At 60.1% G+C, this 26556-nt stretch carries 26 protein-coding genes and 1 pseudogene; 13 read left to right on the top strand and 14 right to left on the bottom strand.

Annotated features, from left to right (window positions below; translation table 11 throughout):
• Nucleotides 1-11: 11 nt before the first annotated feature.
• Nucleotides 12-584 (top strand): xanthine phosphoribosyltransferase, encoded by a 573-nt coding sequence (locus tag KW849_RS25075; RefSeq protein WP_108217256.1) that lies wholly within the window; start codon nt 12-14, stop codon nt 582-584.
• Nucleotides 585-688: 104 nt separating this feature from the next.
• Here KW849_RS25075 and KW849_RS25080 read toward each other — a convergent pair whose 3' ends face one another.
• From KW849_RS25080 to dadA, 6 genes are all read right to left on the bottom strand, one after another.
• On the bottom strand, nt 689-2620 hold the full coding sequence (locus KW849_RS25080) for an acetyl-CoA hydrolase/transferase C-terminal domain-containing protein (protein ID WP_218431752.1): 1932 nt from the start codon (nt 2618-2620) through the stop codon (nt 689-691).
• A gap of 279 nt (nt 2621-2899) precedes the next feature.
• On the bottom strand, nt 2900-3322 hold the full coding sequence (locus KW849_RS25085; RefSeq protein ID WP_218431796.1) for a cytochrome c5 family protein: 423 nt from the start codon (nt 3320-3322) through the stop codon (nt 2900-2902).
• A gap of 182 nt (nt 3323-3504) precedes the next feature.
• Nucleotides 3505-4053, bottom strand: coding sequence for a cupin domain-containing protein (locus KW849_RS25090; RefSeq protein WP_108217221.1), 549 nt, complete (start codon nt 4051-4053; stop codon nt 3505-3507).
• Nucleotides 4054-4181: 128 nt separating this feature from the next.
• Nucleotides 4182-5255 (bottom strand): alanine racemase, encoded by a 1074-nt coding sequence (alr, locus tag KW849_RS25095; protein WP_218431754.1) that lies wholly within the window; start codon nt 5253-5255, stop codon nt 4182-4184.
• A 97-nt stretch (nt 5256-5352) separates the two neighbouring features.
• Nucleotides 5353-5706 carry a RidA family protein gene (locus KW849_RS25100; RefSeq protein ID WP_218431755.1) on the bottom strand — a complete coding sequence of 118 codons (354 nt, stop codon included), beginning with the start codon at nt 5704-5706 and terminating at the stop codon, nt 5353-5355.
• On the bottom strand, nt 5678-6982 hold the full coding sequence (dadA, locus tag KW849_RS25105; protein ID WP_218431763.1) for a D-amino acid dehydrogenase: 1305 nt from the start codon (nt 6980-6982) through the stop codon (nt 5678-5680). Before dadA ends, KW849_RS25100 begins: the two co-directional genes overlap by 29 nt.
• Before the next feature lie 157 nt (nt 6983-7139).
• Here dadA and KW849_RS25110 point away from each other — a divergent pair, with 157 nt between their 5' ends.
• Nucleotides 7140-7628, top strand: coding sequence for an Lrp/AsnC ligand binding domain-containing protein (locus KW849_RS25110; RefSeq protein ID WP_007975155.1), 489 nt, complete (start codon nt 7140-7142; stop codon nt 7626-7628).
• Nucleotides 7629-7708: 80 nt separating this feature from the next.
• Here KW849_RS25110 and KW849_RS25115 read toward each other — a convergent pair whose 3' ends face one another.
• The gene (locus KW849_RS25115) at nt 7709-8062 is read right to left on the bottom strand and encodes a YkgJ family cysteine cluster protein (protein ID WP_007975156.1); all 354 of its coding nucleotides are present in this window, start codon (nt 8060-8062) and stop codon (nt 7709-7711) included.
• A 147-nt stretch (nt 8063-8209) separates the two neighbouring features.
• On the opposite strand from KW849_RS25115, the gene KW849_RS25120 reads away from it, so the two are divergent.
• Nucleotides 8210-9517 carry an FAD-binding oxidoreductase gene (locus KW849_RS25120; protein ID WP_218431766.1) on the top strand — a complete coding sequence of 436 codons (1308 nt, stop codon included), beginning with the start codon at nt 8210-8212 and terminating at the stop codon, nt 9515-9517.
• 111 nt (nt 9518-9628) lie between these two features.
• Here KW849_RS25120 and KW849_RS25125 read toward each other — a convergent pair whose 3' ends face one another.
• Complete coding sequence (locus KW849_RS25125; protein ID WP_218431773.1) at nt 9629-9874, bottom strand: DUF1127 domain-containing protein; 246 nt, start codon at nt 9872-9874, stop codon at nt 9629-9631.
• 179 nt (nt 9875-10053) lie between these two features.
• Between KW849_RS25125 and KW849_RS25130 the strand changes: the two genes are divergently transcribed.
• Nucleotides 10054-11487, top strand: coding sequence for a PLP-dependent aminotransferase family protein (locus KW849_RS25130; protein WP_218431775.1), 1434 nt, complete (start codon nt 10054-10056; stop codon nt 11485-11487).
• 60 nt (nt 11488-11547) lie between these two features.
• Nucleotides 11548-13122: a phospholipase D family protein gene (locus tag KW849_RS25135; protein WP_218431777.1), complete on the top strand. Its 1575-nt coding sequence runs from the start codon at nt 11548-11550 to the stop codon at nt 13120-13122.
• A gap of 20 nt (nt 13123-13142) precedes the next feature.
• On the opposite strand, the gene KW849_RS25140 is transcribed toward KW849_RS25135, so the two are convergent.
• Both KW849_RS25140 and KW849_RS25145 read right to left on the bottom strand, forming a co-directional pair.
• On the bottom strand, nt 13143-14285 hold the full coding sequence (locus tag KW849_RS25140; protein ID WP_115948387.1) for an MFS transporter: 1143 nt from the start codon (nt 14283-14285) through the stop codon (nt 13143-13145).
• 189 nt (nt 14286-14474) lie between these two features.
• The gene (locus KW849_RS25145; protein ID WP_218431780.1) at nt 14475-15968 is read right to left on the bottom strand and encodes an aldehyde dehydrogenase; all 1494 of its coding nucleotides are present in this window, start codon (nt 15966-15968) and stop codon (nt 14475-14477) included.
• A 235-nt stretch (nt 15969-16203) separates the two neighbouring features.
• On the opposite strand from KW849_RS25145, the gene KW849_RS25150 reads away from it, so the two are divergent.
• Together KW849_RS25150 and KW849_RS25155 are read left to right on the top strand one after the other, a co-directional pair.
• The gene (locus KW849_RS25150; protein ID WP_108217231.1) at nt 16204-16566 is read left to right on the top strand and encodes a cupin domain-containing protein; all 363 of its coding nucleotides are present in this window, start codon (nt 16204-16206) and stop codon (nt 16564-16566) included.
• A 168-nt stretch (nt 16567-16734) separates the two neighbouring features.
• Nucleotides 16735-16953: a peptidase inhibitor gene (locus KW849_RS25155; protein WP_108217232.1), complete on the top strand. Its 219-nt coding sequence runs from the start codon at nt 16735-16737 to the stop codon at nt 16951-16953.
• Nucleotides 16954-17048: 95 nt separating this feature from the next.
• Here the strand turns inward: KW849_RS25155 and rpmG are convergent, their stop codons facing one another.
• Entirely contained in the window at nt 17049-17204 is a 156-nt protein-coding gene (gene rpmG / locus KW849_RS25160; RefSeq protein ID WP_003177274.1) for a 50S ribosomal protein L33, read from the bottom strand.
• An 11-nt stretch (nt 17205-17215) separates the two neighbouring features.
• Complete coding sequence (gene rpmB, locus KW849_RS25165; RefSeq protein ID WP_007975166.1) at nt 17216-17449, bottom strand: 50S ribosomal protein L28; 234 nt, start codon at nt 17447-17449, stop codon at nt 17216-17218.
• 446 nt (nt 17450-17895) lie between these two features.
• On the opposite strand from rpmB, the gene KW849_RS25170 reads away from it, so the two are divergent.
• The gene (locus KW849_RS25170; RefSeq protein WP_218431781.1) at nt 17896-19482 is read left to right on the top strand and encodes an ABC transporter substrate-binding protein; all 1587 of its coding nucleotides are present in this window, start codon (nt 17896-17898) and stop codon (nt 19480-19482) included.
• Between the two features lie 130 nt (nt 19483-19612).
• On the opposite strand, the gene radC is transcribed toward KW849_RS25170, so the two are convergent.
• On the bottom strand, nt 19613-20287 hold the full coding sequence (gene radC, locus KW849_RS25175; RefSeq protein ID WP_218431783.1) for a DNA repair protein RadC: 675 nt from the start codon (nt 20285-20287) through the stop codon (nt 19613-19615).
• A gap of 135 nt (nt 20288-20422) precedes the next feature.
• On the opposite strand from radC, the gene coaBC reads away from it, so the two are divergent.
• The 4 genes and pseudogenes from coaBC to argB all read left to right on the top strand — a co-directional run bounded on the left by coaBC (nt 20423) and on the right by argB (nt 24658).
• The gene (gene coaBC, locus KW849_RS25180; protein WP_218431785.1) at nt 20423-21631 is read left to right on the top strand and encodes a bifunctional phosphopantothenoylcysteine decarboxylase/phosphopantothenate--cysteine ligase CoaBC; all 1209 of its coding nucleotides are present in this window, start codon (nt 20423-20425) and stop codon (nt 21629-21631) included.
• Between the two features lie 5 nt (nt 21632-21636).
• Nucleotides 21637-22092 (top strand): dUTP diphosphatase, encoded by a 456-nt coding sequence (gene dut, locus KW849_RS25185; RefSeq protein ID WP_007975171.1) that lies wholly within the window; start codon nt 21637-21639, stop codon nt 22090-22092.
• A gap of 266 nt (nt 22093-22358) precedes the next feature.
• Nucleotides 22359-23735, top strand: a pseudogene (locus KW849_RS25190) (phosphomannomutase/phosphoglucomutase); the annotation flags it as partial.
• Nucleotides 23736-23752: 17 nt separating this feature from the next.
• Nucleotides 23753-24658, top strand: a complete 906-nt coding sequence (argB, locus tag KW849_RS25195) for an acetylglutamate kinase (RefSeq protein WP_008047078.1) — start codon at nt 23753-23755, stop codon at nt 24656-24658.
• Nucleotides 24659-24864: 206 nt separating this feature from the next.
• On the opposite strand, the gene pyrE is transcribed toward argB, so the two are convergent.
• On the bottom strand, nt 24865-25509 hold the full coding sequence (pyrE, locus tag KW849_RS25200) for an orotate phosphoribosyltransferase (RefSeq protein ID WP_008047079.1): 645 nt from the start codon (nt 25507-25509) through the stop codon (nt 24865-24867).
• 81 nt (nt 25510-25590) lie between these two features.
• On the opposite strand from pyrE, the gene KW849_RS25205 reads away from it, so the two are divergent.
• A complete protein-coding gene (locus KW849_RS25205) occupies nt 25591-26370 on the top strand; it encodes an exodeoxyribonuclease III (protein WP_003176915.1) in 780 nt (259 codons plus the stop codon).
• Nucleotides 26371-26556 lie beyond the last annotated feature (186 nt).

Below are 26556 nucleotides of genomic sequence, written 5' to 3' on the forward strand. Positions count from 1 at the left end.
AGGAAAGCTTCATGGAAGCCCTGCACAAGAAAATTCGCGAAGAAGGCATCGTGCTTTCCGACCAGGTCCTGAAAGTCGACGCCTTTCTGAACCACCAGATCGACCCGGCCCTGATGAAGCTGATCGGAGACGAATTCGCCACGCTGTTCAAGGATTCTGGCATCACCAAGATCGTCACCATTGAAGCCTCGGGCATCGCGCCGGCGATCATGACCGGCCTGAACCTCGGCGTGCCGGTGATTTTCGCGCGCAAGCACCAGTCCCTGACCCTGACCGAAAACCTGCTGTCGGCAACCGTGTACTCGTTCACCAAGCAGACCGAAAGCACCGTCGCGATCTCCCCGCGCCACCTGACCAGCAGCGACCGCGTGCTGATCATCGATGACTTCCTGGCCAACGGTAAGGCGTCTCAGGCGCTGATTTCGATCATCAAACAGGCCGGCGCCACCGTGGCGGGCCTGGGCATCGTGATCGAGAAGTCGTTCCAGGGCGGCCGTGCGGAACTGGACTCGCAGGGTTATCGCGTAGAGTCCCTGGCCCGCGTGAAATCGCTGGCTGGCGGCCTTGTGACCTTCATCGAATAACCCCACACCGCAATCCCCCTGTAGGAGCTGGCTTGCCAGCGAAGAGGCCATCACATCCAACATCTTTGTTGTTTGTCACATCGCCTTCGCTGGCAAGCCAGCTCCTACAAGGGAGCGCGTGCAGTGGCCTTCAGGCCTGTGAGCAGCAACCGCTGATACAAGTCCTCTTTCATCCCCTCCGGGTTGGCCAGTTGCATGCGTTGCAGATGCTCCGGGAACGCTGCCGCCTCCGGCGCATCCAGCGCTGCCTTGCCCAATTCCAGCACCTCGCTCAGCTTGAACTTGCTCTTGAGCCAGTTCAGCGCCCGCAACACATCCCGCTCGACCTCGGTGAAATCGCAGCCCAGCGGATACTCCGGAAACAGCTGCGGATGCCGCGCCTGAATTTCCTGCAACCGCTGCGCAGTGTTCTCGGCAAAGCAAGGATCGAGACGGAAGTCCTTGGGCAATTTGTCGACTTTCTGTGCCTGCTCGATCAATCCCGATTGAAAACGCGAGTCGCTGATATTGAGCAAGGCCTCGATCACTGCCGCGTCGGTTTTGCCGCGAAGATCGGCGATGCCGTATTCGGTGACCACGATGTCCCGCAAGTGCCGGGGAATCGTGCAGTGGCCATACTCCCAGACGATGTTCGAGCTGACGTCGCCGCCGGACTCGCGCCAGCTGCGCAGCAGCAACACCGATCGCGCGCCTTGCAGCGCATGGCCCTGAACCACGAAGTTGTACTGCCCGCCTACGCCGCTGAGCACACGTCCGTCTTCGAGCTGATCCGCCACGGCGGCCCCCAGCAACGTCACGGTGAAGGCCGTGTTGATGAACCTCGCATCGAGGCGCTGCAAGCGTTTGAGTTCTTCCTGGCCGTACAGCTCGTTGATGTAGCTGATGCGGGTCATGTTGAATTCGAGCCGCTTGTTTTGTAGCAATTCGCGCAAGCGCTCGTAGTAGCTGCGCGGACCGAGGAAGAAACCGCCGTGCACCGAGATGCCATCGGTTTGCGCAGTCTCGTCGAGGGTGCCGGCATTCGCCTGCTGCTGGGTCGCCACGTCCGGGTAAACCTTGCGTCGCACGATCCCGGCATCGGCCAGCACCAGCAAGCCGTTGACGAACATTTCGCTGCAGCCATACAGGCCTTTGGCAAAGGGTTCGATGCCACCTTCGCGCGCGATCAGTTGCGCCCAGTGGCCGAGGTTTACGTCTGCCAGCAAAGCGCTGTATCCGTCGTTGTCGGCCTGCCGCGCGAGCAGCGCCGCCGTCAGCGCATCACCCATTGAGCCGATGCCGATCTGCAGGGTGCCGCCGTCACGCACCAACGTGCTGGCGTACAGGCCGATGAAATGGTCCTGACACCCCACCGGCATGTTCGGCGTGGAGAACAGCGTGGTGTTGTCCTTCTGGTCGATCAGCACGTCGAAGGTGTCGATGCCGAGTTCCGCATCCCCGGGCATGTAAGGCAGATCGTTATGCACCTGGCCGACCATCAGGATGGTTTCTCCGTCGGCGCGCCGCTTGGCGATCATCGGCAGCAGGTCGAGGGTGATGTCCGGGTTGCAGCTCAGGCTCAAGCGGTCGGGATGCTCGGCATCGCTGGCCACCAATTGCGCTACCAGGTTCAACCCGGCGGCGTTGATATCCCGCGCCGCATGGCTGTAGTTGCTGCTGACGTAATCCTGCTGCGCCGCGGCACTGTTGAGCAGACTGCCGGGCTGCATGAAGAATTGCTGGATGTGGATGTTGCCCGGCAGTTGGTCGCGACGCAGGTCGGCGAGAAATTCCAGCTCCGGATAATCGCCGAACACGCGCTCGATAAAGGGTTCGAGAAAGCGCTTTTGCAAACCATCGCCCAAGGGCGGACGGCCCAGGCACAGCGCGGTGTAGATCGTCAGCCGCCGCTCGGGCAGTTGCGCGATACGTCGATACAACGCGTTGACGAAGTGGTTGGGTTTACCCAGGCCCAGGGGCAGGCCCATGTGAATGTGGACCGGCAACCGCGCCAGCACGTCATCGACCGCCTGCTCGATAGAACACAGCTGAACCATCGGATCCTCCCTCACGTTCCATGGATTGGGGTTGGTCCGAGCTTGCCGGGTCTTTGCCGCAATGAACAGTCACAGCGGTCAAATCGCAGGCACAAAAAACCTTGTAGGAGCGAGCTTGCTCGCGATGGTCGTCAACTATAACGCGGCAAGCCTGACACCCTGCGGCGCCTTTGAATGCTTCGCGAGCAAGCTCGCTCCTACAGAGATCAGCGGCGTTTATCGAGATTGCAGGCACAAAAAAGCCGCTCGAAAGCGGCTTTTCAGCAGCAAGACTCAGGCTTATTTCAGGCCGGACATCTTCTGGATGGCGCCTTTGAGCTCGGCGTCTGCACAATCGGCGCAGGTGCCTTTTGGCGGCATCGAATTGATGCCGGAGATCGCCTTGGCGAGCAGGCCGTCAACACCACCTTCTTTCTTGGCGCGCTCGCCCCAAGCGGCGGAATCACCGATTTTCGGCGCGCCCAACAGGCCTGAACCGTGGCAAGCGTTGCAATGTTTTGCAATCACTTCATCCGGGGTTTTCGCACCACCGCCGCCACCGGCTGAAGCGGCCACTTCCATGCCCTTGCACTCTTTACCCTGAACACAAACCTGGCCGACTGGCTCAAGGCGTTTGGCGATTTCGTCGTTGGTCGCAGCTTGAGCGCTGACACTGACAGCCCATAGGGCCAGTACGGTTGCTGGTGCAGCCAGCATTTTCATAATTAGGTTCACGCGTTCACCCTCAATGGTGGCTAGTCACGCCTACGGCCACGGTTCGCAGGCGGGCGCAAGTATAGCGGTAAGCCCGTCGCACTGAAACAACCCCAAGGTCGGAGGGGTCTTAGGCCGCGACGGAAAAACAGCCCGGGCGCCTCTGCGATGCTGGCAAGACGCCTCTTTTCTTAGAAGTTCGCCGGCGTGGCTGCGCTGATTAGTCGCGCTGGCACATCGAACGGATTACGGAAACGGTGTGGCTTGGTACTTTCAAAGTAGTAGCTATCGCCGGCTTCGAGGACAAAAGTTTCGAGACCGACCACCAGTTCCAGTCTTCCTTCGACCAGGATGCCGGTTTCCTCACCCTCATGGGTGAGCATCTCGTCACCGGTGTCGGCGCCTGGCGGATAGATTTCATTGAGGAATGCGATTGCCCGGCTCGGATGGGCACGCCCGACCAGTTTCATGGTCACCGCGCCATCGGAAATATCGATCAGCTCGTTGGCCTTGTAGACGATCTGAGTCGGTTTTTCCTGCAGGATTTCTTCGGAAAAGAACTCGACCATGGACATGGGAATCCCGCCCAGCACCTTGCGCAGCGAACTGATCGAAGGGCTCACGCTGTTCTTTTCGATCATCGAAATCGTGCTGTTGGTGACCCCTGCCCGTTTGGCGAGCTCACGCTGGGAAAGGCCTTTGAGCCTACGGATGGATTGCAGTCGTTCACCGACGTCCAAAGCTTGCGCCTCCAGGATTCAAAATTGTTGGAATAGTGAGCGTTATCATGGCGACAGCGTTCAGTATTTACAACACTTTGACCTGAATCCTGTTCAGCAAGGCGACTTCCGGTCTGGAGCTTCGGGCACTAAGCCCCGGAATAGAGCAGTGGCACTCGGCGCAGGTTGCAGAATATCTGGTATGGAATCGTGCCGGCAGCCATGGCCACATCACTGGCGAGGATGTTTTTGCCCCACAATTCGACGGTCGAACCGAGGCCGGCCTGCGGCACATCGGTCAGGTCGATGCAGAGCATGTCCATCGATACCCGGCCAATCAGCTGGCTACGCTGACCAGCCACCAACACCGGCGTGCCGGTCGGTGCCGAACGCGGGTAGCCATCGGCGTACCCCATGGCCACGACGCCAATGCGCATCGGTTTGGGGGTGATGAATCTGGCGCCGTAACCGACGGGCTCGCCGGCCGGCAGTTCACGCACGCTGATCACTTTCGATTCCAGGGTCATGACCGGTTGCAGGCGCGCAGCCACTTCATTGGCTTCTTCGAAGGGCGTGGCGCCATAGAGCATGATGCCCGGGCGCACCCAATCGCTTGGAATCTGCGGCCAACCGAGCACCGCCGGCGAATTGCGCAGGCTGATCTCGGCGTCCAGGCCATTGCGCGCGGCCTCGAACACCGCAACCTGGTCGGCGCTGGATTGCTCGTGCAGTTCATCGGCACGCGCAAAGTGGCTCATCAACACCACTTTCGCGACCTTGCCGCTGGCCAGCAGCCGTTGATAGGCAGCCTGATAATCCGCCGGATGCAGGCCAACCCGGTGCATGCCCGAGTCAAGCTTGAGCCACACCGTGATCGGCTTGCTCAACACCGATTTCTCGATGGCTTCGAGTTGCCACAGCGAATGCACCACGCACCAGAAATCATGCTCGACGATCAGTGCCAGCTCGTCGGCTTCGAAAAAACCTTCCAGCAGCAGGATCGGCGCACGAATGCCCGCCGCCCGCAGCTCCAACGCCTCTTCGATGCAGGCCACGGCAAACCCGTCCGCCTCGGCTTCCAGCGCCTGGGCGCAACGCACCGCGCCATGGCCATAGGCATCGGCCTTGATCACCGCGAGAGCTTTGGCCCCCGTGAGTTCACGGGCGATTTGGTAGTTGTGACGCAGGGCTTGAAGGTCGATCAGGGCACGGGCAGGACGCATGGCGGCAGACTTCTGGTCGGGTTATCGGGAAGAAAAACCGGCGCTGGCTGACGGCGTGAACCGCCAGCAGCACCGGGAGAGGGATCTGTCTGAAAGCTTATGGCAGAGCGGCGACAACCGACAGCTCGACCAGAATTTGCGGTTCGCACAATTTCGATTCAACCGTGGCACGAGCCGGGGCGACGCCTTTTGGCAGCCACTTGTCCCACACCGCGTTCATGCCTTCGAAATGCGCGTCGATGTCTTTCAGGTAAATCGTCACCGACAACAGACTGTGCTTGTCGGTGCCCGCCAGATCGAGCAAACGCTCAATGTTGGCGAGGGCTTCACGGGTCTGCTGTTCAATCCCGGCGTTCATGTCATCGCCGACCTGTCCGGCCAGGTAAACCGTGCCGTTATGGGTGACGATCTGACTCATGCGCTCATTGGTGAGCTGGCGCTGGACTGACATGCTTTGCAGGCTCCTGGGTTTTGTTGTCATAACGGGAAATATCGAGGCCTTCGGCGCTGATCTGTGGCTTTTTCTTCGCCATCAGGTCAGCCAGCAAGCGACCGGAGCCACAGGCCATGGTCCAACCCAGCGTGCCGTGACCAGTGTTCAGGAACAGATTCTTGAACTTTGTTCCGCCGACAATCGGCGTGCCGTCCGGAGTGGTCGGACGCAGGCCGGTCCAGAAGCTGGCCTCGGCCAGATTGCCGCCCTGAGGATAAAGGTCGTTGACGATCATCTCCAGGGTTTCGCGCCGGCGCGGGTTCAGCGACAGGTCAAAACCGGCAATTTCAGCCATGCCGCCAACGCGGATGCGGTTGTCGAAACGGGTGATCGCGACCTTGTAGGTCTCGTCGAGAATGGTCGAAGTCGGGGCCATCGCCGGGTTGGTGATCGGCACGGTCAGGGAGTAACCCTTGAGCGGGTACACCGGCGCCTTGATCCCCAGTGGCTTGAGCAGTTGCGGCGAGTAGCTGCCGAGGGCCAGTACGTAGCGGTCGGCGGTTTCCAGCTTGCCGTCGATCCACACGCCGTTGATGCGATCACCGGCGAAGTCGAGGCGCTGAATGTCCTGGTCGAAACGGAATTGCACACCGAGGTTTGCGGCCATTTCTGCAAGCTTGGTGGTGAACATCTGGCAGTCGCCAGTCTGGTCGTTCGGCAGGCGCAGGGCACCGGCGAGGATGTCCGTGACGCTGGCCAGCGCTGGCTCGACGCGGGCAATACCGTCGCGGTCGAGCAGTTCGAACGGCACGCCGGACTCTTTCAGCACGGCGATGTCTTTCGCCGCGCCGTCGAGCTGGGCCTGAGTGCGGAACAACTGGGTAGTACCGAGGCTGCGGCCTTCGTAGGCGATGCCGGTTTCGGCACGCAGTTCATCGAGGCAGTCACGGCTGTACTCGGACAGGCGGACCATGCGCTCCTTGTTCACCGCGTAACGGCTGGCGGTGCAGTTGCGCAGCATCTGTGCCATCCACAGGTACTGGTCGATGTCGGCAGTGGCCTTGATCGCCAACGGCGCGTGGCGCTGCAACAGCCATTTGATGGCCTTGAGCGGCACACCCGGCGCGGCCCACGGCGAGGCATAACCCGGCGAGACCTGCCCGGCGTTGGCGAAACTGGTCTCCATGGCAGCAGCCGGCTGCCGGTCGATCACCACCACTTCGAACCCGGCACGGGCCAGATAATAAGCACTGGTGGTACCGATGACGCCGCTACCCAAGACCATGACGCGCATTTTCATATCCCTCATCGCGGCTAACCGCTGACGTTTGTTATTCAGAGCTTTAGATGCGCGCAGTGTAAAAAAGATCTGCCAGTGCTTTTCACTATATAAGCGCCTATATTTGGCGACAATTCTCGGCAAAAACCCTTTTCACGGAGGCGCATCCCCTATGCGTACCAACACTCAGACCAAACGTGAGCTGGACAAGATCGACCGCAACATCCTGCGGATCCTGCAAGCGGACGGGCGGATTTCCTTTACGGAGCTTGGAGAAAAGGTCGGGCTCTCGACCACGCCCTGTACTGAGCGGGTCCGGCGTCTGGAGCGCGAAGGGATCATCATGGGCTACAACGCCAGGCTCAATCCGCAGCACCTGAAGGGTAGTCTGCTGGTGTTCGTCGAGATCAGCCTGGACTACAAATCCGGCGATACTTTCGAAGAGTTCCGACGCGCGGTGCTGAAATTGCCCCATGTGTTGGAGTGCCATCTGGTGTCAGGGGATTTCGACTACCTGGTGAAAGCGCGGATCTCCGAGATGGCCTCGTACCGCAAATTGCTGGGCGACATCCTGCTCAAGCTGCCCCATGTGCGCGAGTCCAAGAGCTATATCGTGATGGAAGAGGTGAAAGAGAGCCTGACCTTGCCGATTCCGGATTGAAGATCAAAAGATCGCAGCCTGCGGCAGCTCCTACGGGTGTACACACGCTTTTTGCAGGAGCTGCCGCAGGCTGCGATCTTTTAAACCAACACCTGCCGAGTGCTGGCCATGTACTCGAACACCTGCTTCTCCACCCGCGGATGAATCAGCTCCACCGGCCCCCGCCCATTGGGGCACGGCAAGGTCTTGGTGGTGCCGAACAACCGGCAGATCAGCGGCCGCTCGTCATACACGGTGCAACCATTCGGCCCCAGATGCACGCAATTGAGTTCTTCCATGGCGGCATCCTGCTCGGCGCGGGTCTTGCGCGGCAGGCGCGACATTTCTTCCGGCGAGGTCGTCACCGGCCCGCAGCAGTCATGGCAGCCGGGAACGCACTCGAACGAGGGAATCTGTTGTCGCAATGTCCGGATTGTCTGGCTGTTGCAGCTCATTGAAGCGGTGACCGATAGCGGAATAGAGCGCGATTGTGACGCAAAAGCCCCGATCCAGACAGCACCAGCCGACCAATGTTGCCCGTCCGGGAAGGTCCGGCTTATGCTCCGTCAGGCTTTCCAAACGCAAGCATCAGGAACACGCACATGAATGCCCGTGCTCAACAGCCTGCTCAGAACCACACCGCTTCTTACTACGCCGCCAGCAGCCTGCCGCAGCCCGAACTTGCGGCGCTCAATGGCGAAGTGCTGGCTGATGTCTGTGTGGTGGGCGGCGGGTTTTCGGGGCTGAACACGGCGCTTGAGCTGGCCGAACGCGGGCTCAGCGTGGTGTTGCTTGAAGCCCATAGAATTGGCTGGGGCGCCAGTGGACGCAATGGCGGGCAGCTGATTCGCGGCGTTGGCCACGGACTCGATCAATTCACCAACATCGTCGGCGCCGAAGGCGTGCGGCAAATGAAACTCATGGGCCTGGAAGCCGTGGAGATCGTCCGGCAGCGGGTCGAGCGCTTCCAGATCCCCTGCGACCTGACTTGGGGTTACTGCGACCTCGCCAACAAGCCCCGTGACCTTGAAGGCTTCGCCGAGGATGCCGAAGAACTTCGCAGCCTCGGCTACCGCTACGAAACCCGTTTGCTGCAAGCCAACGAGATGCACACCGTGGTCGGATCCACGCGCTATGTGGGTGGCCTGATCGACATGGGTTCGGGGCACCTGCATCCACTGAACCTGGCTCTGGGCGAAGCCGCAGCGGCACAGCGACTGGGGGTTCGGTTGTTCGAGCACTCGGCCGTGACCCGCATCGACTACGGCCCCGAGGTCAAGGTCCATGCCGCCGAGGGCTCGGTGCGCGCCAAGACCCTGGTGCTGGGTTGCAATGCCTACCTCAATAACCTCAACCCGGAACTCAGCGGCAAAATCCTGCCCGCCGGCAGCTACATCATCGCCACCGAACCACTGAGCGAAGAACAGGCTCACGCCCTGCTACCGCAGAACATGGCGGTCTGTGACCAGCGGGTGGCGCTGGACTACTACCGGCTCTCGGCGGACCGGCGCCTGCTGTTTGGCGGCGCCTGCCATTACTCGGGCCGCGACCCGAAAGACATCGCCGCGTACATGCGCCCGAAAATGCTCGAAGTCTTTCCGCAGCTGAGCGCAGTGAAGATCGATTACCAATGGGGCGGCATGATCGGCATCGGTGCCAATCGCCTGCCGCAAATCGGACGACTCAAGGACCAGCCGAACGTGTACTACGCCCAGGCCTATTCCGGTCATGGCGTGAATGCCACGCACCTGGCCGGCAAGCTACTGGCCGAAGCTATCAGCGGCCAGCACAGCGGCGGCTTCGATCTGTTTGCCAAGGTGCCGCATATCACCTTCCCCGGCGGCAAGCATTTGCGTTCGCCGTTACTGGCGTTGGGGATGTTGTGGCATCGATTGAAAGAGCTTCGCTGAATTCCATTCGCCTGTAGGAGCTGCCGAAGGCTGCGATCTTTTGATCTTGCTTTAAAAAACAAAATCAAAAGATCGCAGCCTTCGGCAGCTCCTACGAGAGCCCGGTTCATCTTACAGGCGCCAGAAAGGCTTCAGCCCCTCCTCTTGCGCCCTCTCCCGCGTCAGCCCGATATCCTTGAGCTGGTCGGCCGTCAGCGCCAGCAACGCCTTGCGCGTATGCAGCCGACGCCAGAACCGGTCCCAACGACTCTGGCCGGACAAGACATTGCGCATGCCCGCCTCCCGCGCGCCGTTGTTATGCTCTGCCGCCAGTTCCTGACTGCGTAACGTCAGCCGCACATCGCTCAAACCGTTCATCTTGGATGCTCCTGTTTACTTGGGTAGCCAGAGGTTCCATGATGCGCGGGCGGCAAAAAGCATTACAGATTCAAAGCTACCGTATTAACTCCATACAGATTTGCCGATTCCGCCACTGAATCCTGATTTTTTCCCCGATCTGTACCGGTTATCCGAATCACCCTCATCGAGGCTGCACCATGACCCTATACGTCAACCTCGCCGAGTTGCTCGGCACGCGTATCGAACAGGGCTTCTATCGCCCCGGTGACCGACTGCCTTCGGTACGGGCGCTGAGCGTCGAGCACGGCGTCAGCCTGAGCACGGTGCAGCAGGCCTATCGGGTGCTGGAAGACAGCGGGCTGGCCATGCCACGGCCCAAGTCCGGGTACTTCGTTCCTGCCAGTCGCGAATTGCCGGATTTGCCGGCGGTCGGGCGCCCGGCCCAGCGCCCGGTGGACATCTCTCAATGGGATCAGGTGCTGGAATTGATCCGCGCCGTGCCGCGCAAAGACGTGGTGCAACTGGGCCGCGGCATGCCGGATATCACCAGTGCGACCATGAAGCCTCTGTTGCGTGACCTGGCGCGAATCAGCCGGCGGCAGGACATGCCCGGCCTGTATTACGACAACATCCACGGCAACCTCGAGCTGCGCGAACAGATCGCTCGCCTGATGCTCGATTCCGGCTGCCAACTGAGCGCCAGCGAACTGGTGGTCACCACTGGATGCCATGAAGCGCTGTCCACCAGCGTTCGCGCGATTTGCGAACCCGGCGACATTGTCGCGGTGGACTCGCCGAGCTTTCACGGTGCGATGCAGACCCTCAAGGGCCTGGGCCTGAAAGCCCTGGAAATCCCCACCGATCCGCTGACCGGCATCAGCCTCGAAGCGCTGGAACTGGCCCTGGAGCAGTGGCCGATCAAGGTCATACAGCTGACCCCCAACTGCAACAACCCGCTGGGCTACATCATGCCGGAGTCGCGCAAACGCGCGTTGTTGACGCTTGCACAACGGTTTGACGTGGCGATCATCGAGGACGATGTGTACGGCGAACTGGCCTATACCTATCCTCGCCCGCGCACGATCAAATCCTTTGACGAGGACGGTCGTGTCCTGTTGTGCAGTTCGTTTTCCAAGACCCTGGCGCCGGGCCTGCGCATCGGTTGGGTCGCGCCCGGTCGCTATCTGGAACGGGTGCTGCACATGAAATACATCAGTACCGGCTCCACCGCGCCACAGCCGCAGATTGCCATCGCCGAATTTCTCAAGGGCGGCCATTTCGAGCCGCATTTGCGGCGGATGCGCACGCAATACCAGCGTAATCGCGACATGATGATCGACTGGGTGACCCGCTATTTCCCGGCCGGCACCCGCGCCAGTCGCCCACAAGGCAGCTTCATGCTGTGGGTCGAACTACCGGAAGGTTTCGACACCCTGAAACTGAATCGTGCACTGCACGACCAAGGCGTACAGATTGCCGTGGGCAGTATTTTTTCCGCCTCGGGCAAGTACCGCAATTGCCTGCGCATGAACTACGCTGCCAAACCAACACCGCAAATCGAAGACGCGGTGCGCAAGGTCGGTGCGACAGCGATCAAACTGCTGGCGGAAACCGATCAGCTCAGCGACTGACTTTTATTCGGGAATCAGCGTCCATATGCCTATCTGCGCCGCCATACGGAACGATCCTACGTGAGAGTCAGACAGCCCCTGCTTGCTCTTCTGCTACTCGCCGCGATCCTGGGCGGTTGCTCCAGCTTCGACGTTCAGCGTGTGCCGAGCCAGGCGCTGCCGGCCGCAGACTCCGCATTCGGCCACTCGGTCCAGGCGCAAGCCGCACCCTACAACGGACAGTCGGGCTTTCGACTGCTATCGGACAGCACCGAGGCCTTCACCGCCCGTGCCGAACTGATCCGCAACGCCCAAAGCAGCCTCGACTTGCAGTACTACATCGTGCACGACGGCATCAGCACGCGCATGTTGATCGAGGAATTGCTAAAGGCCGCCGACCGGGGCGTGCGGGTGCGGGTACTGCTCGACGATACCGCCAGCGACGGCCTGGACCGCGTCATCGCCACCCTCGCCGCGCACCCGAAAATTCAGATCCGCGTGTTCAATCCGCTGAATCTTGGTCGCAGCACCGGCGTGACCCGTACCGTGGGCCGGCTGTTCAATCTGTCGCAACAACATCGACGCATGCACAACAAGCTGTTGCTGGCGGACAACAGCATGGCCATCGTCGGCGGACGCAATCTGGGGGACGAGTATTACGATGCCAAGCCCAACATGAATTTCACTGACATCGACATGCTCGGTGTCGGCCCGGTCGCCGAGCAGCTCGGGCATAGTTTCGACCAGTACTGGAACAGCGCCCTGAGCAAGCCGATCGACGAATTCCTGTCGAGCAAACCTACCCCCCAGGACCTGGAAAACACTCGCGCCCGACTGGAAGAGTCCCTGGCGCAAACACGCAGACAGAATCACGCGCTGTACAAACACTTGATGACCTTCACCACGCACCCGCGCCTGGACATCTGGCGCCGAGAGCTGATCTGGGCCTGGAGCCAGGCATTGTGGGACGCGCCGAGCAAGGTACTGGCCAAGGGCGAGCCCGATCCGCGGCTGCTGCTGACCACGCAACTCGCACCTGAACTCAATAACGTCAGCAAAGAGTTGATCATGATCTCGGCCTACTTCGTTCCCGGCCAACCGGGGCTGGTGTACCTGACCGGGCGCGCCGACGCTGGCGTTTCAGTAAGTTTGCTGACCAATTCACTGCAAGCCACGGACGTACCCGCAGTACACGGTGGTTACGCGCCCTATCGCAGGGCGCTGCTGGAGCACGGCGTGAAGCTGTACGAATTGCGTCGCCAGCCGGGCGAGGGAGGCGGTAGCGGTAGCGGGTCGCATCTGTTTTCCAGCAACGCCTATTACGGCTCTGAATCCAGTCTGCACAGCAAGGCGATGATCTTCGACCAGCAGAAATCCTTTATCGGCTCGTTCAATTTCGATCCGCGCTCAGTGCTGTGGAACACCGAAGTCGGCGTGCTGGTGGACAGTCCGGAGTTGGCCGTACGGGTTCGTGAACTGGCGCTGCAGGGCATGGCACCGGCCCTGAGTTATCAGGTGGAGCTGGAAAACGGTCAGATCGTCTGGACCACCGAAGACGATGGAAAAGTGCACACCCTGACCAAGGAGCCAGGGAGTTCGTGGCGGCGATTCAATGCGTGGCTGAGCAACACGGTTGGGCTGGAGCGGATGTTGTAGAACCCTCTCGATCTTTTGAGTTATGCCGGTTGCGCGGTACCAAACGCACCTTGCCGCGACACCACGATCAATACCCCCAAGGCCCCCACCGCCATCAGCAACGGCAATGCATGACCGCTGATCCACTGGCTGCCGGCGCCCGCCAACAGCGGCCCGACCAGACAACCAATCCCCCACAGCTGGGCGATGTGGGCGTTAGCCCGCACCAGCGCATCGTCGCGATAACGCTCGCCGATCAGGATCAACGACAAGGTGAATAACCCGCCAGCGCTGGCGCCGAACAACACCCACAGTGGCCAGATCAGCAGCGTGTCGATCAGGATCGGAATCGCCAGACTCGACAGCAACAAGACGACTGCGCAGCCGGTAAACAATGCCCGGCGTGACAAGCGATCGGCCAACGCACCAATCGGCAATTGCAGCACCGCATCGCCGACCACCACCGTACTGACCATCGCCAGGGCGATCTCCGTGGTGAAGCCCTGGCGCAGGCAATAGACCGGCAACAGCGTCAGAATCATCGCCTCGAACGCGGCGAACAGCGACACCGCCCAGGCAATCGCCGGCAGGCCACGGCAGAACTCAAGCAAATCACGCAGGGTCACGCTGCTGGCCTCGCTGCTCGGCGCACCACTGCGCCCCAACAGCAGGAACGGTGCAGCCATCAGCAAACCGACGCCGACCCAAAAACCATAATCGTGCTCGGTGCCAAGCAAGCCCAGCAACACCGGACCGGCCAGCTGACTCAGTGCGTAGCTGCTGCCATACAGCGCCACCAGCCGCCCGCGCCATTGCTCGACCACCAGTTGATTGATCCAGCTTTCACCGATGATGAATACGAGGGTCAGGATCACTCCAATCATCAGCCGCAGCACCAACCAGATCGGATAGCTCGGCAACAGCGCCAGCAAACCGATGGAGACCGCCCCGGCCCACAGGCACAGACGCATGAGGTTGGCCGTACCGAATCGCGCCGCCAGATGGCTGGAGATTTTCGCCCCCAACAGGACGCCAATGGCCGGCATCGCCGCCATCACACCAATGGCAAATGAGCCGTAGCCCCAGCTCTCCAGACGAAACGACACCAGCGGCATGCTGACACCCAGGGCCAGGCCGACACTCAAGACAGATGCCAAAACGGCGAAATAAGTCGCCCAACGCATGTTCCACGCTCCTGTGGATTGTTATTTTTCAGGACACACAAAACAATGTGGGAGCGGGCTTGCTCGCGAAGAGGCCATCACATCCAACTTCAATGTTGGCTGATACACCGCATTCGCGAGCAAGCCCGCTCCCACAAGGGATCTGCGCCGTTCGGGAGGCCTGTTCTACAACAGGCTTCCCTCACCGACTTACAACTTGATCCAGGTCGCCTTCAGCTCGGTGTATTTGTCAAACGCATGCAGCGATTTGTCGCGACCGTTGCCGGACTGCTTGAAGCCACCGAACGGAGCGGTCATGTCGCCGCCATCGTACTGGTTGACCCACACGCTACCGGCACGCAGTGCGCGGGCAGTGAGGTGGGCCTTGGAAATGTCGGCCGTCCAGACCGCAGCGGCCAGGCCGTACGGCGTGTCGTTGGCGATCGCGATGGCTTCTTCGGCGCTGTCGAATGCAATGACCGACAGTACCGGGCCGAAGATTTCTTCCCGGGCGATTTTCATCGCGTTGCTCACACCGTCGAAAATCGTCGGTTCAACGTAAGTGCCGCCAGTTTCCTGGAGCGTACGCTTGCCACCGGCCACCAGCTTGGCGCCGTCGGCATGGCCGGACTCGATGTAGGACAGCACGGTGTTCATCTGCTGGGTATCGACCAGCGCGCCAACATTGGTCGCCGGGTCCAGCGGATTGCCCGGCTTCCAGGTTTTCAGTGCTTCGATCACCAGCGGCAGGAATTTATCCTTGATCGAACGCTCCACCAGCAGGCGCGAACCGGCGGTACAAACTTCGCCCTGGTTAAAGGCGATGGCACCGGCAGCCGCTTCGGCAGCGTCTTGCAGGTTCGGCGCATCGGCGAACACGATGTTCGGGCTCTTGCCGCCCGCTTCGAGCCAGACGCGCTTCATGTTCGACTCGCCGGAGTAGATCAACAGTTGCTTGGCAATCTTGGTCGAACCGGTGAACACCAGGGTGTCGACGTCGTTGTGCAGAGCCAGGGCCTTGCCGACGGTGTGACCGTAACCCGGCAACACGTTCAGCACGCCTTTCGGGATGCCGGCTTCGACGGCCAACTCAGCGATGCGAATCGCCGTCAGCGGCGATTTTTCCGACGGCTTGAGGATCACCGAGTTACCGGTGGACAGCGCAGGACCCAGCTTCCAGCACGCCATCATCAGCGGGAAGTTCCACGGCACGATGGCGCCGACCACGCCAACCGGCTCACGGGTCACCAGGCCCAGTTGATCGTGCGGGGTTGCAGCGACTTCGTCATAGATCTTGTCGATGGCTTCGCCGCTCCAGCTCAGGGCTTGCGCCGCGCCGGGAACGTCGATGTACAGGGAATCGCTGATTGGCTTGCCCATGTCCAGAGTTTCAAGCAGGGCCAGCTCTTCGGCGTGCTGCTTGAGCAGGCCGGCGAAACGGATCATGGTGGATTTGCGTTTGGTCGGCGCCAGGCGCGACCAGACACCGGAATTGAAGGTGGTGCGGGCGTTTTCCACGGCGCGCTGGGCGTCGGCGGCATCACAGCTGGCAATCTTGCCCAGCAGACGGCCATCGACCGGGCTGATGCACTCGAAAGTCTCGCCGGAGACGGCGTCGGTGTATTCGCCATTGATATAAGCGCGGCCTTCGATTTTCAGGTCGCGGGCACGTTGCTCCCAGTCGGCACGGGTCAGGGTGGTCATGCGAGTGTCCTCCTCTTATTGATACGACACCCGCGTTCTTCGCGGGCGCTGTCAGGAATTCTGCCCGGCCAGCCTGCTTATCGGCCCAAGGCATCCACCACCCTAAACCAGCCACCCATGAAGTTTCAATATATTTGACATAACGCTGGTAAACGGCCTTGCGATGTTCATTTTAATAAACATAGACTTTGGGCTGACCAACCACTCGCGCCGTAATCACGGAGGGATAACAACAATGAACATCCAGAACGTCGTCGACTTCAGCCAGGCTACCACCGCCGCCGAACGCTACCGTCCGGACCCGACCAAAGTGCTCAAGGGCGACCCGGAGCAAGCGGTTTACAACCACTACAATAGCCCTTGTGGTCAGTTGAACGCCGGTGTGTGGGAAGGTGCCGTCGGCCAGTGGACGGTGAACTTCACCGAACACGAATACTGCGAAATCGTTCAGGGTGTTTCGGTGCTGCGCGACAGCGACGGCAACGCCAAGACCTTGCGTGCCGGTGACCGCTTCGTCATTCCGGCCGGGTTCAAAGGCACCTGGGAAGTGCTGGAGCCATGCCGCAAGATCTACGTGGCGTTTGAACAGAAGGCTTGAACCCACATCGAAACAGTCGCTGACATTTTACCGCTGGCCCGGGACAGCGACTCCGGGTAAGACTTGCTGACAGGTGCCACGTATTTCATCGTCGGGACGGTAACGCACAGGACGTGCGCCCACCCGACAACGCAGGCACCCCAACCAACAATCATGCAAGGAGGCAACATGCCAGTCTTACCCGATCAATGCGATCTCGCTATCGCCCAATACACCATCGGCCGCGAATGCACCCCGGAACTGCTTGAAGAAGTTCGCGCCCTGGCCAATGGCGCGCCAGTGCGAGCCACTGGACCGAAGTACCCTTCGAGTTTGGACCTGCGCCCACAACGCATCAACCTGCATACCAACGCCGACAGAATCATCGTCAGCATCAACTGCGGCTGATCCGTTTCGGCACTGACGAAACAACTTGATTCCCGCGTAACAAAAAAGGCCCGTATCTCGCGATACGGGCCTTTTTTGTAAGAGGGTAAAATCAATTACTTGATTTTGCCTTCTTTGTAGATCACGTGCTTGCGAACAACCGGATCATATTTCTTGATCTCGATTTTATCCGGGGTAGTACGCTTGTTCTTGTCGGTAGTGTAGAAGTGACCAGTACCGGCGCTCGAAATCAAACGAATCAATTCACGCATGATTAGCTCCCTTAAACCTTGCCATCGCGGCGAAGTTCGGCCAGCACGACAGTGATGCCACGCTTGTCGATGATACGCATGCCTTTGGCAGATACGCGCAGACGCACAAAACGTTTCTCTTCTTCAACCCAGAAGCGGTGATGCTGCAGGTTCGGCAGGAAACGACGACGGGTTTTGTTGTTTGCGTGGGAAATGTTATTCCCAGTCACCGGACCCTTACCGGTAACTTGACATACTCTAGACATGCCTCAGCCCTCTAAAACCACATGCCCAACCCGGCATGGGTTGGCCGCTTAATCTCTCAGTCATTTGGCGCCAGGCGCCGCGTTTCTTTAGAGGTCTTACCGGCTACACCTACAGTGAAGGAACCGGGCCCCTAGAAAAGAGCGCTGCTTTATACCAGAAAGACTGGAGAGCAACAACATTCAGTGTGCGTAGAACTCACAAAAAACCCGTTTTCCTGGCTCCGAGCGCCTTGGACAAAGGCTATCGTCGATGGCGACCGCTCGTCGCAGAGAGTCGCTCATCGAGCCAACCTGGAGTTTTGCTCAACCGCTGCACAGCAAAATCTGGTGCCTATAGTCCCCTTAAAATGAAAAAGGGGATAGTCATTTACAAAAGAGCCCACTAGGGTAAGCCTTTTCCAGACTGCACTTGCAGATGGGCCTTCGATCTGTAAAGGAAGCCGACCATGCGCCTCGCTGCCCTACCGCTATTGCTCGCCCCGCTTCTGCTGAGCCCACAGGCCTTTGCCGCCGCTCTGAGCGTCTGTACCGAGGCCAGCCCTGAAGGGTTCGACGTGGTGCAGTACAACTCGCTGACCACCACCAACGCCTCGGCCGATGTGCTGATGAACCGCCTGGTGGACTTCGACACGGCCAGTGGCAAAGTGGTCGCCAGCCTCGCCGACAGCTGGGAAGTCAGCCCCGATGGCCTGACCTACGTCTTCAAGTTGCACCCGCAGGTGAAATTCCATCGCACCGAGTACTTCACCCCGACGCGCGACCTGAACGCCGAAGACGTGATTTTCAGCTTCGACCGCATGCTCGACCCGGCCAATGCGTGGCATAAAGTCGCGCAGAGCGGCTTTCCCCATGCGCAATCGATGCAGTTGCCTGCACAGATCAAGAAGATCGACGCCCTCGATCCGCAGACCGTGCGCTTCACCCTCGACCACCCGGATTCGACCTTCCTGGCGACCCTGAGCATGGGCTTCGCCTCGATCTATTCGGCCGAATACGCCGACAAATTGATGAAGGCCGGCACGCCGGAGAAGCTCAACAGCCAGCCGATCGGCACAGGACCGTTCGTTTTCACCCGTTTCCAGAAGGACGCCTCGGTTCGCTACAAAGCCAACCCCGAATACTTCGGCGGCAAACCCTCTGTAGATCCGCTGATTTTCGCCATCACCCCGGATGCCAACGTGCGCCTGCAGAAATTGCGCCGTAACGAATGCCAGATCGCCCTGTCGCCCAAGCCTCTGGACGTACAGGAAGCGCTGAAAGAGCCGACCCTGAAAGTCGTAAAGACTGACGCGTTCATGACCGCATTCGTCGGCATCAACAGCCAGCATCCGCCGCTGGACAAACCAGAAGTGCGTCAGGCCATCAACCTTGCGTTCGACAAGGCCAGCTATGTCAAAGCCGTGTTCGAAGACACCGCCGAGGCGGCCAACGGTCCGTACCCGCCCAACACCTGGAGCTACGCGAAAAACCTGCCGGGATACCCTCACGACATCGAAAAGGCCAAAGCCTTGATGGCCAAGGCCGGGCTCAAGGAAGGCTTCCAGACCACCATCTGGACCCGCCCTTCCGGCAGCCTGCTCAACCCCAACCCAAGCCTCGGCGCTCAACTGCTGCAGTCCGACCTCGCGGAAATCGGCATTCAGGCAGAAATACGTGTGATCGAATGGGGCGAGCTGATCCGTCGCGCCAAGGCCGGTGAACACGACTTGCTGTTCATGGGGTGGGCTGGCGACAACGGTGACCCGGACAACTTCCTCACGCCGCAGTTTTCCTGCGCCGCAGTCAAGTCCGGGACCAACTTCGCCCGTTACTGCAACCAGGATCTGGACAAGCTGATCAGCGCTGGCAAGACCACCGGCGAGCAAGGTGTGCGCAGCAAGCTCTACGAACAGGCGCAGGCGCAGATCCAGCAACAGGCGTTGTGGCTGCCCCTGGCTCACCCGACGGCCTTCGCGCTGACGCGCAAGGATGTCGAGGGGTACTCGGTCAGCCCGTTTGGCCGGCAGGACTACTCCAAGGTCAACATCAAATAACCCGCCATACACAAAACCCTGTAGGAGCGAGCTTGCTCGCTATGGTCGTGAACGATAACGCGGGTAGCCAGACACCCTGCAGCGTTCTCGGGTTTATCGCGAGCAAGCTCGCTCCTACAGGGGCTATGCACTACATCCACCCATACTCAGCCATCGACAACGGATCGCCGTCGCCGATGATGAAATGGTCAAGCACCCGCACGTCAATCAGCTCCAGCGCCTTTTGCAGGCGCTTGGTCAGCACCCGGTCGGACTGACTGGGGTCGGTGTTACCCGAAGGATGGTTGTGGCAGAGGATCAATGCCGCTGCGTTGTTGGCCAAGGCGCGTTTGACCACCTCTCGCGGATGAACACTGGTGTTGTCGATGGAGCCGCGAAACAGCGTCTCAAACGTCAGCACCTGATGCTTGGAATCAAGAAACAGACAGCCAAACACCTCGTGTGGCTCGTGTCGCAGCATCGATTTCAGGTACTCACGAACCGCGTGAGGATTCTCCAGTGCCGACTTTTGGCGCGCACGCTCCGCCAGATGACGCCTGCTCATTTCTTGCGCAGCCTGCAACTGTGCAAATTTCGCCGGCCCAAGCCCCAACTGCTTGCTGAACGTTTCCTGATCGGCCTCAAGCAGCAAACGCAGGCTGCCAAACTGATTCAACAGGTGTCGTGCCAAATCTACGGCACTTTTACCTACCACGCCTGTGCGTAAAAAGATCGCCAGCAGTTCGGCATCCGAAAGGCTTCCCGCGCCCTGTTCAAGCAACCTCTCCCGCGGCCGTTCCGCCGCCGGCCAATCGCGAATACTCATAGCACCTCCCTGTCTGTGGGCACCGCTGTTCCGTAGCGGTCGCTGTGATATCGTAGCCCATCTTTTTTGCGGGCGAATTCACCCTGGGGAGGGGGTTTCGCCACGTATGTCACCAACGAATTGAAAGGCAGGCCTATGCAGCGGCTGTATCGGAAACGCATTGTTCTGGGCGTCGGCGGCGGTATCGCTGCCTACAAGAGCGCCGACCTGGTTCGCCGCCTGATCGATCAGGGCGCCGAAGTGCGCGTGGTCATGACCCGTGGCGGCGCAGAGTTCATCACCCCGCTTACCATGCAGGCCCTGTCCGGGCACCCGGTCCACCTGGACCTGCTGGACCCGGCGGCCGAAGCGGCCATGGGCCACATCGAGCTGGCCAAATGGGCCGACCTGGTACTGATCGCCCCCGCCACGGCGGACTTGATCGCCCGCCTGGCCCAAGGCATTGCCGATGACCTGCTGACCACGCTGGTGCTCGCCACCGACGCGGTGGTCGCCGTTGCGCCAGCAATGAACCAGGCGATGTGGCGCGATCCGGCGACCCAGACCAACCTGCAAACCCTCGAAAGTCGCGACATCAAGGTCTTTGGTCCGGCCTCCGGCAGCCAGGCCTGCGGCGACGTGGGCCTGGGGCGCATGCTCGAAGCCCTTGACCTGGCCCAGTGCGCCGCCGACTGCTTCCAGCGTCAGGCCCTGACCGGTAAACACGTATTGATCACCGCCGGCCCGACCCAGGAAAACATCGACCCTGTGCGCTACATCACCAACCACAGCTCCGGGAAAATGGGCTTTGCCCTGGCCGAAGCTGCCGTGGAAGCCGGCGCCCGCGTAACCCTGATTACCGGCCCGGTGCACCTGCCGACCCCGGATCGCGTCACCCGCATCGATGTAGTCAGCGCCCGCGACATGCTCGCGGCCTGCGAAGCGGCGATTCCTTGCGACCTGTTTATCGCCTCGGCAGCCGTTGCGGACTACCGCCCGGAAGTGGTCGCCCCACAGAAACTCAAGAAAGACCCTACGAACGGCGACGGCTTGTTGCTACAGATGGTGCGTAACCCGGACATCCTGGCCACCATCGCCACCCGCCCCGACCGCCCATTCAGTGTCGGATTCGCCGCCGAGACCGAACACCTGCTCGATTACGCTGCGCGCAAGCTGAAAGACAAGAACCTCGATTTGATCGTCGCCAACGACGTCGCCAACCCGAGCATTGGCTTCAACAGCGAAGAAAACGCCTGCAGCGTGATCGACCGTGAGCTACACGCCACACTCTTCGCCCAGACCAGCAAGAGCAAGATTGCTCGCCAGCTGATCACTTTTATCGCCGAACGTCTGAACCAGGTTTAATTTACATGCACGCTTTGCAAGCCAAGATCCTCGACCCCCGCATCGGTACCGAATTCCCGCTGCCGCAATACGCCACACCGGGCTCCGCCGGCCTCGACCTGCGCGCCATGCTGGAACAGGACACCGTGATCAAGCCGGGTGAAACCGTGCTGATCCCCACGGGCCTGTCGGTCTATATCGGCGACCCGAACCTGGCGGCGCTAATTCTGCCGCGCTCGGGGATGGGCCATAAGCACGGCATCGTGCTGGGCAATCTGGTCGGTCTGATCGACTCCGACTACCAAGGCCCATTGATGGTTTCCTGCTGGAACCGTGGCCAGACCGAATTCACCATGCCGGTTGGCGAGCGCCTGGCACAATTGGTGCTGGTGCCGGTGGTGCAGGCTCACTTCGAAATGGTTGAAGAGTTTGTTGAAACCGAGCGCGGCACTGGCGGTTTCGGCCATACCGGTACCCGCTGATCCGGTCACGCTCTTTTTGTGGCGGGGGAACGGACTCTCTCGCCACAAAATTCAAATTGTCATCTGCAAGCTTTAGCACCGAAAATCAAGGCATTGCCTGGTCAAACCCGTGCCGTCAGGGGCGTCATGGCCCTTTCATACCACGAACTCTCTGTGGAAAACGCCGTCATACCCTTCAGTTTGAACCTGCCACCGAATGAATCGGCGGCCTGTCCAGCCACTTTCGAGATGGAGCATTTCCACAGATGAACACCCCGGCCAAAGTCGCACCCAAGTTCCCTGACAGCATCTTCCGCGCCTACGACATTCGCGGCACCGTTCCGGAATTCCTGAACGCCGAAACCGCTTACTGGATCGGCCGCGCCGTCGGCTCCCAAAGCCTGGCCCAGGGCGAGCCAAACGTGTCCGTCGGTCGCGATGGCCGCTTGTCCGGCCCGGAACTGGTCGCGCAACTGATCAAAGGCATCGCCGACAGCGGCTGCCACGTCAGTGACGTCGGCCTGGTCCCGACTCCGGCGCTCTACTACGCCGCCAACGTACTGGCCGGCAAATCCGGCGTGATGCTCACCGGCAGCCACAACCCGTCGAACTACAACGGCTTCAAGATCGTCATTGCCGGCGACACACTGGCCAACGAACAGATCCAGGCCCTGCACGACCGCCTCAAGACCAACAACCTGAGCAGCGGCCAGGGCAGCATCACCCAGGTCGAGATCCTCGACCGCTACACCACCGAAATCGTCCAGGACATCAAACTGGCCCGCCGCCTGAAAGTGGTCGTCGACTGCGGCAACGGCGCGGCCGGCGTGATCGCCCCGCAGCTGATCGAAGCGCTGAACTGCGAAGTCATTCCACTGTTCTGTGAGGTCGACGGCAACTTCCCGAACCACCATCCGGACCCGGGCAAGCCTGAAAACCTCGTGGACCTGATCGCCAAGGTCAAGGAAACCAACGCTGACATCGGCCTGGCCTTCGACGGCGATGGCGACCGCGTCGGCGTGGTGACCAACACCGGCAGCATCGTCTACCCGGACCGCCTGCTGATGCTGTTCGCCCGCGACGTCGTGGCGCGCAACCCGGGCGCCGAAATCATCTTCGACGTCAAATGCACCCGCCGCCTGATTCCGCTGATCAAGGAATACGGTGGCCGTTCGTTAATGTGGAAGACCGGTCACTCGTTGATCAAAAAGAAAATGAAACAATCCGGCGCCCTGTTGGCTGGCGAAATGAGCGGGCACATCTTCTTCAAGGAGCGCTGGTTCGGTTTCGACGACGGCATTTACAGCGCCGCACGCTTGCTGGAGATCCTCAGCAAGGAAAAATCCTCGGCCGAAGAGTTGTTCGCGACCTTCCCGAACGATATTTCTACGCCGGAAATCAATATCCATGTGACCGAAGAGAGCAAATTCAGCATCATTGATGCATTGCACGATGCGCAGTGGGGCGAAGGCGCTGACCTGACCACCATTGACGGCGTGCGAGTCGACTATGCCAAAGGCTGGGGCCTGGTACGCGCATCCAACACCACACCGGTGCTGGTGCTGCGTTTCGAGGCCGATGACGCGGCTGAACTGCAACGCATCAAGGATGTGTTCCGCATCCAGCTCAAGCGCGTTGCACCTGATCTCCAACTACCGTTCTGATTCACCCGGAGCCCTGAATGACCCTCGAACGCGAAGCCGCCGCCAACACCGCCAAGGTCCTGTCCGAAGCGCTACCTTACATCCGCCGTTATGTCGGCAAGACACTGGTGATCAAATACGGCGGCAACGCGATGGAAAGCGAGGAGCTGAAAACCGGCTTCGCCCGCGACATCGTGCTGATGAAGGCCGTGGGCATCAACCCGGTGGTGGTTCACGGTGGCGGCCCGCAAATCGGTGACCTGCTCAAGCGCCTGTCGATCGAGAGCCATTTCGTCGACGGCATGCGCGTCACCGACGCCGCGACCATGGACGTGGTGGAAATGGTCCTCGGCGGCCAGGTCAACAAGGACATCGTCAACCTGATCAATCGTCATGGCGGCAGCGCCATCGGCCTGACCGGTAAAGACGCCGAGCTGATTCGCGCGAAGAAGCTCACTGTTACCCGTCAGACGCCGGAGATGACCACCCCGGAAATCATCGACATTGGCCACGTGGGCGAAGTGGTCGGGATCAACACCGACCTGCTGAACCTGCTGGTCAAGGGCGATTTCATCCCGGTGATCGCGCCAATCGGTGTCGGTGCCAACGGCGAGTCGTACAACATCAACGCTGACCTGGTGGCCGGTAAAGTCGCCGAAGCGTTGAAAGCCGAGAAGCTGATGCTGCTGACCAACATCGCCGGCCTGATGGACAAGTCGGGCACGGTCCTGACCGGCCTGACAACCCAGCAAGTCGACGACCTGATCGCCGACGGCACCATCTACGGCGGCATGCTGCCGAAGATCCGCTGCGCACTGGAAGCGGTCCAGGGCGGCGTGGGCAGCTCGCTGATCATCGACGGACGCGTGCCGAACGCGATCCTGCTGGAAATCTTCACCGATACCGGCGTGGGCACCCTGATCAGCAATCGCAAGCGTCCTTAAGCGATAGCGCAAACAAGAAGACCCCGCTCGGCCTGGCTGAGCGGGGTCTTTTTTTGCACCGTTTTCTCTATGGGAAGCTGCTTTTTTTGTGGCGAGGGAGCTTGCTCCCGTTTGAGTGCGCAGCACTCACAACATTCTTGGGTCTACTACGCAGCCCAGCGGGAGCAAGCTCCCTCGCCACACAAGCTCCCCACAGGGAATAGCGCTTAAACGCCGAACTGGGCGCGGTACGCTTCCACGGCCGGCAGGTGCTGCTTGAGCTGCGGATCATCCGCCAGGAATTCCAGCACCTGGTTCAGCGAAACAATGCTGATCACCGGGATGCCGAAGTCACGCTCGACTTCCTGGATCGCCGACAACTCGCCATTGCCACGCTCCTGACGGTTCAGGGCGATCAGTACGCCAGCGGCCTTGGCGCCATCCTGGGAAGCGATGATCTGCATCACCTCACGGATCGCGGTGCCAGCGGTGATCACGTCGTCGATGATCAGCACATCGCCGGTCAACGGTGCGCCGACCAGGCTGCCGCCTTCGCCATGGGCCTTGGCTTCCTTGCGGTTGAAGCACCATGGCAAGTCACGGTTGTGATGCTCGGCCAGTGCCACGGCGGTGGTCGCGGCCAACGGGATGCCTTTGTAGGCCGGTCCAAACAGCACGTCGAAAGCAATGCCGCTCTCGGCAATGGCAGCGGCATAGAAACGACCCAGCTGCGCCAGGGCCGAACCCGAGTTGAACAGGCCCGCATTGAAGAAGTATGGACTGGTGCGCCCGGACTTCAGGGTGAACTCACCGAAGCGCAAAACGCCGCGATCGATGGCAAAACGGATGAAATCGCGCTGATACGCTTGCATGAAAAAACCCCAAATACCACGGATTTAGCTAATTAGCTTGACGCCGTGTATCATACACGCACGCGATTTTTGGGGCCATTTATGCGGATCATCAGTGTGAACGTCAATGGTATTCAGGCTGCAGTCGAGCGTGGTTTGCTCAGTTGGCTGCAAGCACAGAATGCCGACGTCATCTGCCTGCAGGACACCCGTGCCTCCGCCTTTGAACTGGATGACCCAGCCTTCCAACTGGATGGCTACTTCCTTTATGCCTGCGATGCTGAAGTCCCTGCCCAAGGCGGCGTGGCTTTGTATTCGCGGTTGCAACCGAAGGCTGTCATCAGCGGTCTCGGTTTCGAGACGGCCGACCGCTACGGGCGCTACCTGCAAGCAGATTTCGACAAGGTCAGCATCGCGACCTTGCTGCTCCCTTCGGGGCAGAACGGCGATGAAGACTTGAACCAGAAGTTCAAGCTAATGGACGACTTCGCCCGTTATCTGGATAAACAGCGACGCAAACGTCGCGAGTACATTTATTGTGGCTCGCTGTACGTGGCGCAACAGAAGCTGGATATCAAGAACTGGCGCGACAGCCAGCAATCTCCGGGCTTCCTGGCACCTGAACGTGCCTGGATGGACGAGATTGTCGGCAACATGGGTTATGTCGACGCCCTGCGCGAAGTCAGCCGTGAAGGCGACCAGTACAGCTGGTGGCCGGATAACGAACAGGCGGAGATGCTCAACCTCGGTTGGCGCTTCGACTATCAGCTACTGACCCCGGGCCTGCGCCGCTTCGTACGCAGCGCACGCCTGCCACGCCAGCCGCGGTTCTCGCAACACGCGCCACTGATCGTGGACTACGACTGGACGCTGACGATCTAAGTGATTCTTCACTGAGCAGTCTGACAGACAGTCGAAAAAATGCCCGTATCGCAAGATACGGGCATTAATGAGATGGTCACCCCCACACCCTGCGAGGGCTACGCTTTCGCAGGGTGTTTTGTTTTCGGAGGCCATCATCATGAGCGAGTCAGCGTTGATCGGTATCGATCTCGGCAAACACTGTTT

It is taken from the genome of Pseudomonas sp. PDM26 (genome assembly GCF_019219185.1).
GTDB lineage: Bacteria > Pseudomonadota > Gammaproteobacteria > Pseudomonadales > Pseudomonadaceae > Aquipseudomonas.

Excerpts from the sequence above, each read along its gene's own strand:
- coaBC (WP_218431785.1), top strand. The coding sequence starts at position 20,423 with ATGCAGCGGCTGTATCGGAAACGCATTGTTCTGGGCGTCGGCGGCGGT.
- KW849_RS25110 (WP_007975155.1), top strand. The coding sequence starts at position 7,140 with ATGCGTACCAACACTCAGACCAAACGTGAGCTGGACAAGATCGACCGC.
- KW849_RS25075 (WP_108217256.1), top strand. The coding sequence starts at position 12 with ATGGAAGCCCTGCACAAGAAAATTCGCGAAGAAGGCATCGTGCTTTCC.
- KW849_RS25115 (WP_007975156.1), bottom strand. The coding sequence starts at position 8,062 with ATGAGCTGCAACAGCCAGACAATCCGGACATTGCGACAACAGATTCCC.
- dadA (WP_218431763.1), bottom strand. The coding sequence starts at position 6,982 with ATGCGCGTCATGGTCTTGGGTAGCGGCGTCATCGGTACCACCAGTGCT.
- rpmG (WP_003177274.1), bottom strand. The coding sequence starts at position 17,204 with ATGCGTGAATTGATTCGTTTGATTTCGAGCGCCGGTACTGGTCACTTC.
- KW849_RS25155 (WP_108217232.1), top strand. The coding sequence starts at position 16,735 with ATGCCAGTCTTACCCGATCAATGCGATCTCGCTATCGCCCAATACACC.
- radC (WP_218431783.1), bottom strand. The coding sequence starts at position 20,287 with ATGAGTATTCGCGATTGGCCGGCGGCGGAACGGCCGCGGGAGAGGTTG.
- KW849_RS25125 (WP_218431773.1), bottom strand. The coding sequence starts at position 9,874 with ATGAACGGTTTGAGCGATGTGCGGCTGACGTTACGCAGTCAGGAACTG.
- KW849_RS25100 (WP_218431755.1), bottom strand. The coding sequence starts at position 5,706 with ATGTCAGTCCAGCGCCAGCTCACCAATGAGCGCATGAGTCAGATCGTC.
- alr (WP_218431754.1), bottom strand. The coding sequence starts at position 5,255 with ATGCGTCCTGCCCGTGCCCTGATCGACCTTCAAGCCCTGCGTCACAAC.
- KW849_RS25140 (WP_115948387.1), bottom strand. The coding sequence starts at position 14,285 with ATGCGTTGGGCGACTTATTTCGCCGTTTTGGCATCTGTCTTGAGTGTC.
- KW849_RS25130 (WP_218431775.1), top strand. The coding sequence starts at position 10,054 with ATGACCCTATACGTCAACCTCGCCGAGTTGCTCGGCACGCGTATCGAA.
- KW849_RS25080 (WP_218431752.1), bottom strand. The coding sequence starts at position 2,620 with ATGGTTCAGCTGTGTTCTATCGAGCAGGCGGTCGATGACGTGCTGGCG.
- KW849_RS25145 (WP_218431780.1), bottom strand. The coding sequence starts at position 15,968 with ATGACCACCCTGACCCGTGCCGACTGGGAGCAACGTGCCCGCGACCTG.
- argB (WP_008047078.1), top strand. The coding sequence starts at position 23,753 with ATGACCCTCGAACGCGAAGCCGCCGCCAACACCGCCAAGGTCCTGTCC.
- KW849_RS25150 (WP_108217231.1), top strand. The coding sequence starts at position 16,204 with ATGAACATCCAGAACGTCGTCGACTTCAGCCAGGCTACCACCGCCGCC.
- KW849_RS25170 (WP_218431781.1), top strand. The coding sequence starts at position 17,896 with ATGCGCCTCGCTGCCCTACCGCTATTGCTCGCCCCGCTTCTGCTGAGC.
- rpmB (WP_007975166.1), bottom strand. The coding sequence starts at position 17,449 with ATGTCTAGAGTATGTCAAGTTACCGGTAAGGGTCCGGTGACTGGGAAT.
- KW849_RS25120 (WP_218431766.1), top strand. The coding sequence starts at position 8,210 with ATGAATGCCCGTGCTCAACAGCCTGCTCAGAACCACACCGCTTCTTAC.
- dut (WP_007975171.1), top strand. The coding sequence starts at position 21,637 with ATGCACGCTTTGCAAGCCAAGATCCTCGACCCCCGCATCGGTACCGAA.
- KW849_RS25085 (WP_218431796.1), bottom strand. The coding sequence starts at position 3,322 with ATGAAAATGCTGGCTGCACCAGCAACCGTACTGGCCCTATGGGCTGTC.
- pyrE (WP_008047079.1), bottom strand. The coding sequence starts at position 25,509 with ATGCAAGCGTATCAGCGCGATTTCATCCGTTTTGCCATCGATCGCGGC.
- KW849_RS25205 (WP_003176915.1), top strand. The coding sequence starts at position 25,591 with ATGCGGATCATCAGTGTGAACGTCAATGGTATTCAGGCTGCAGTCGAG.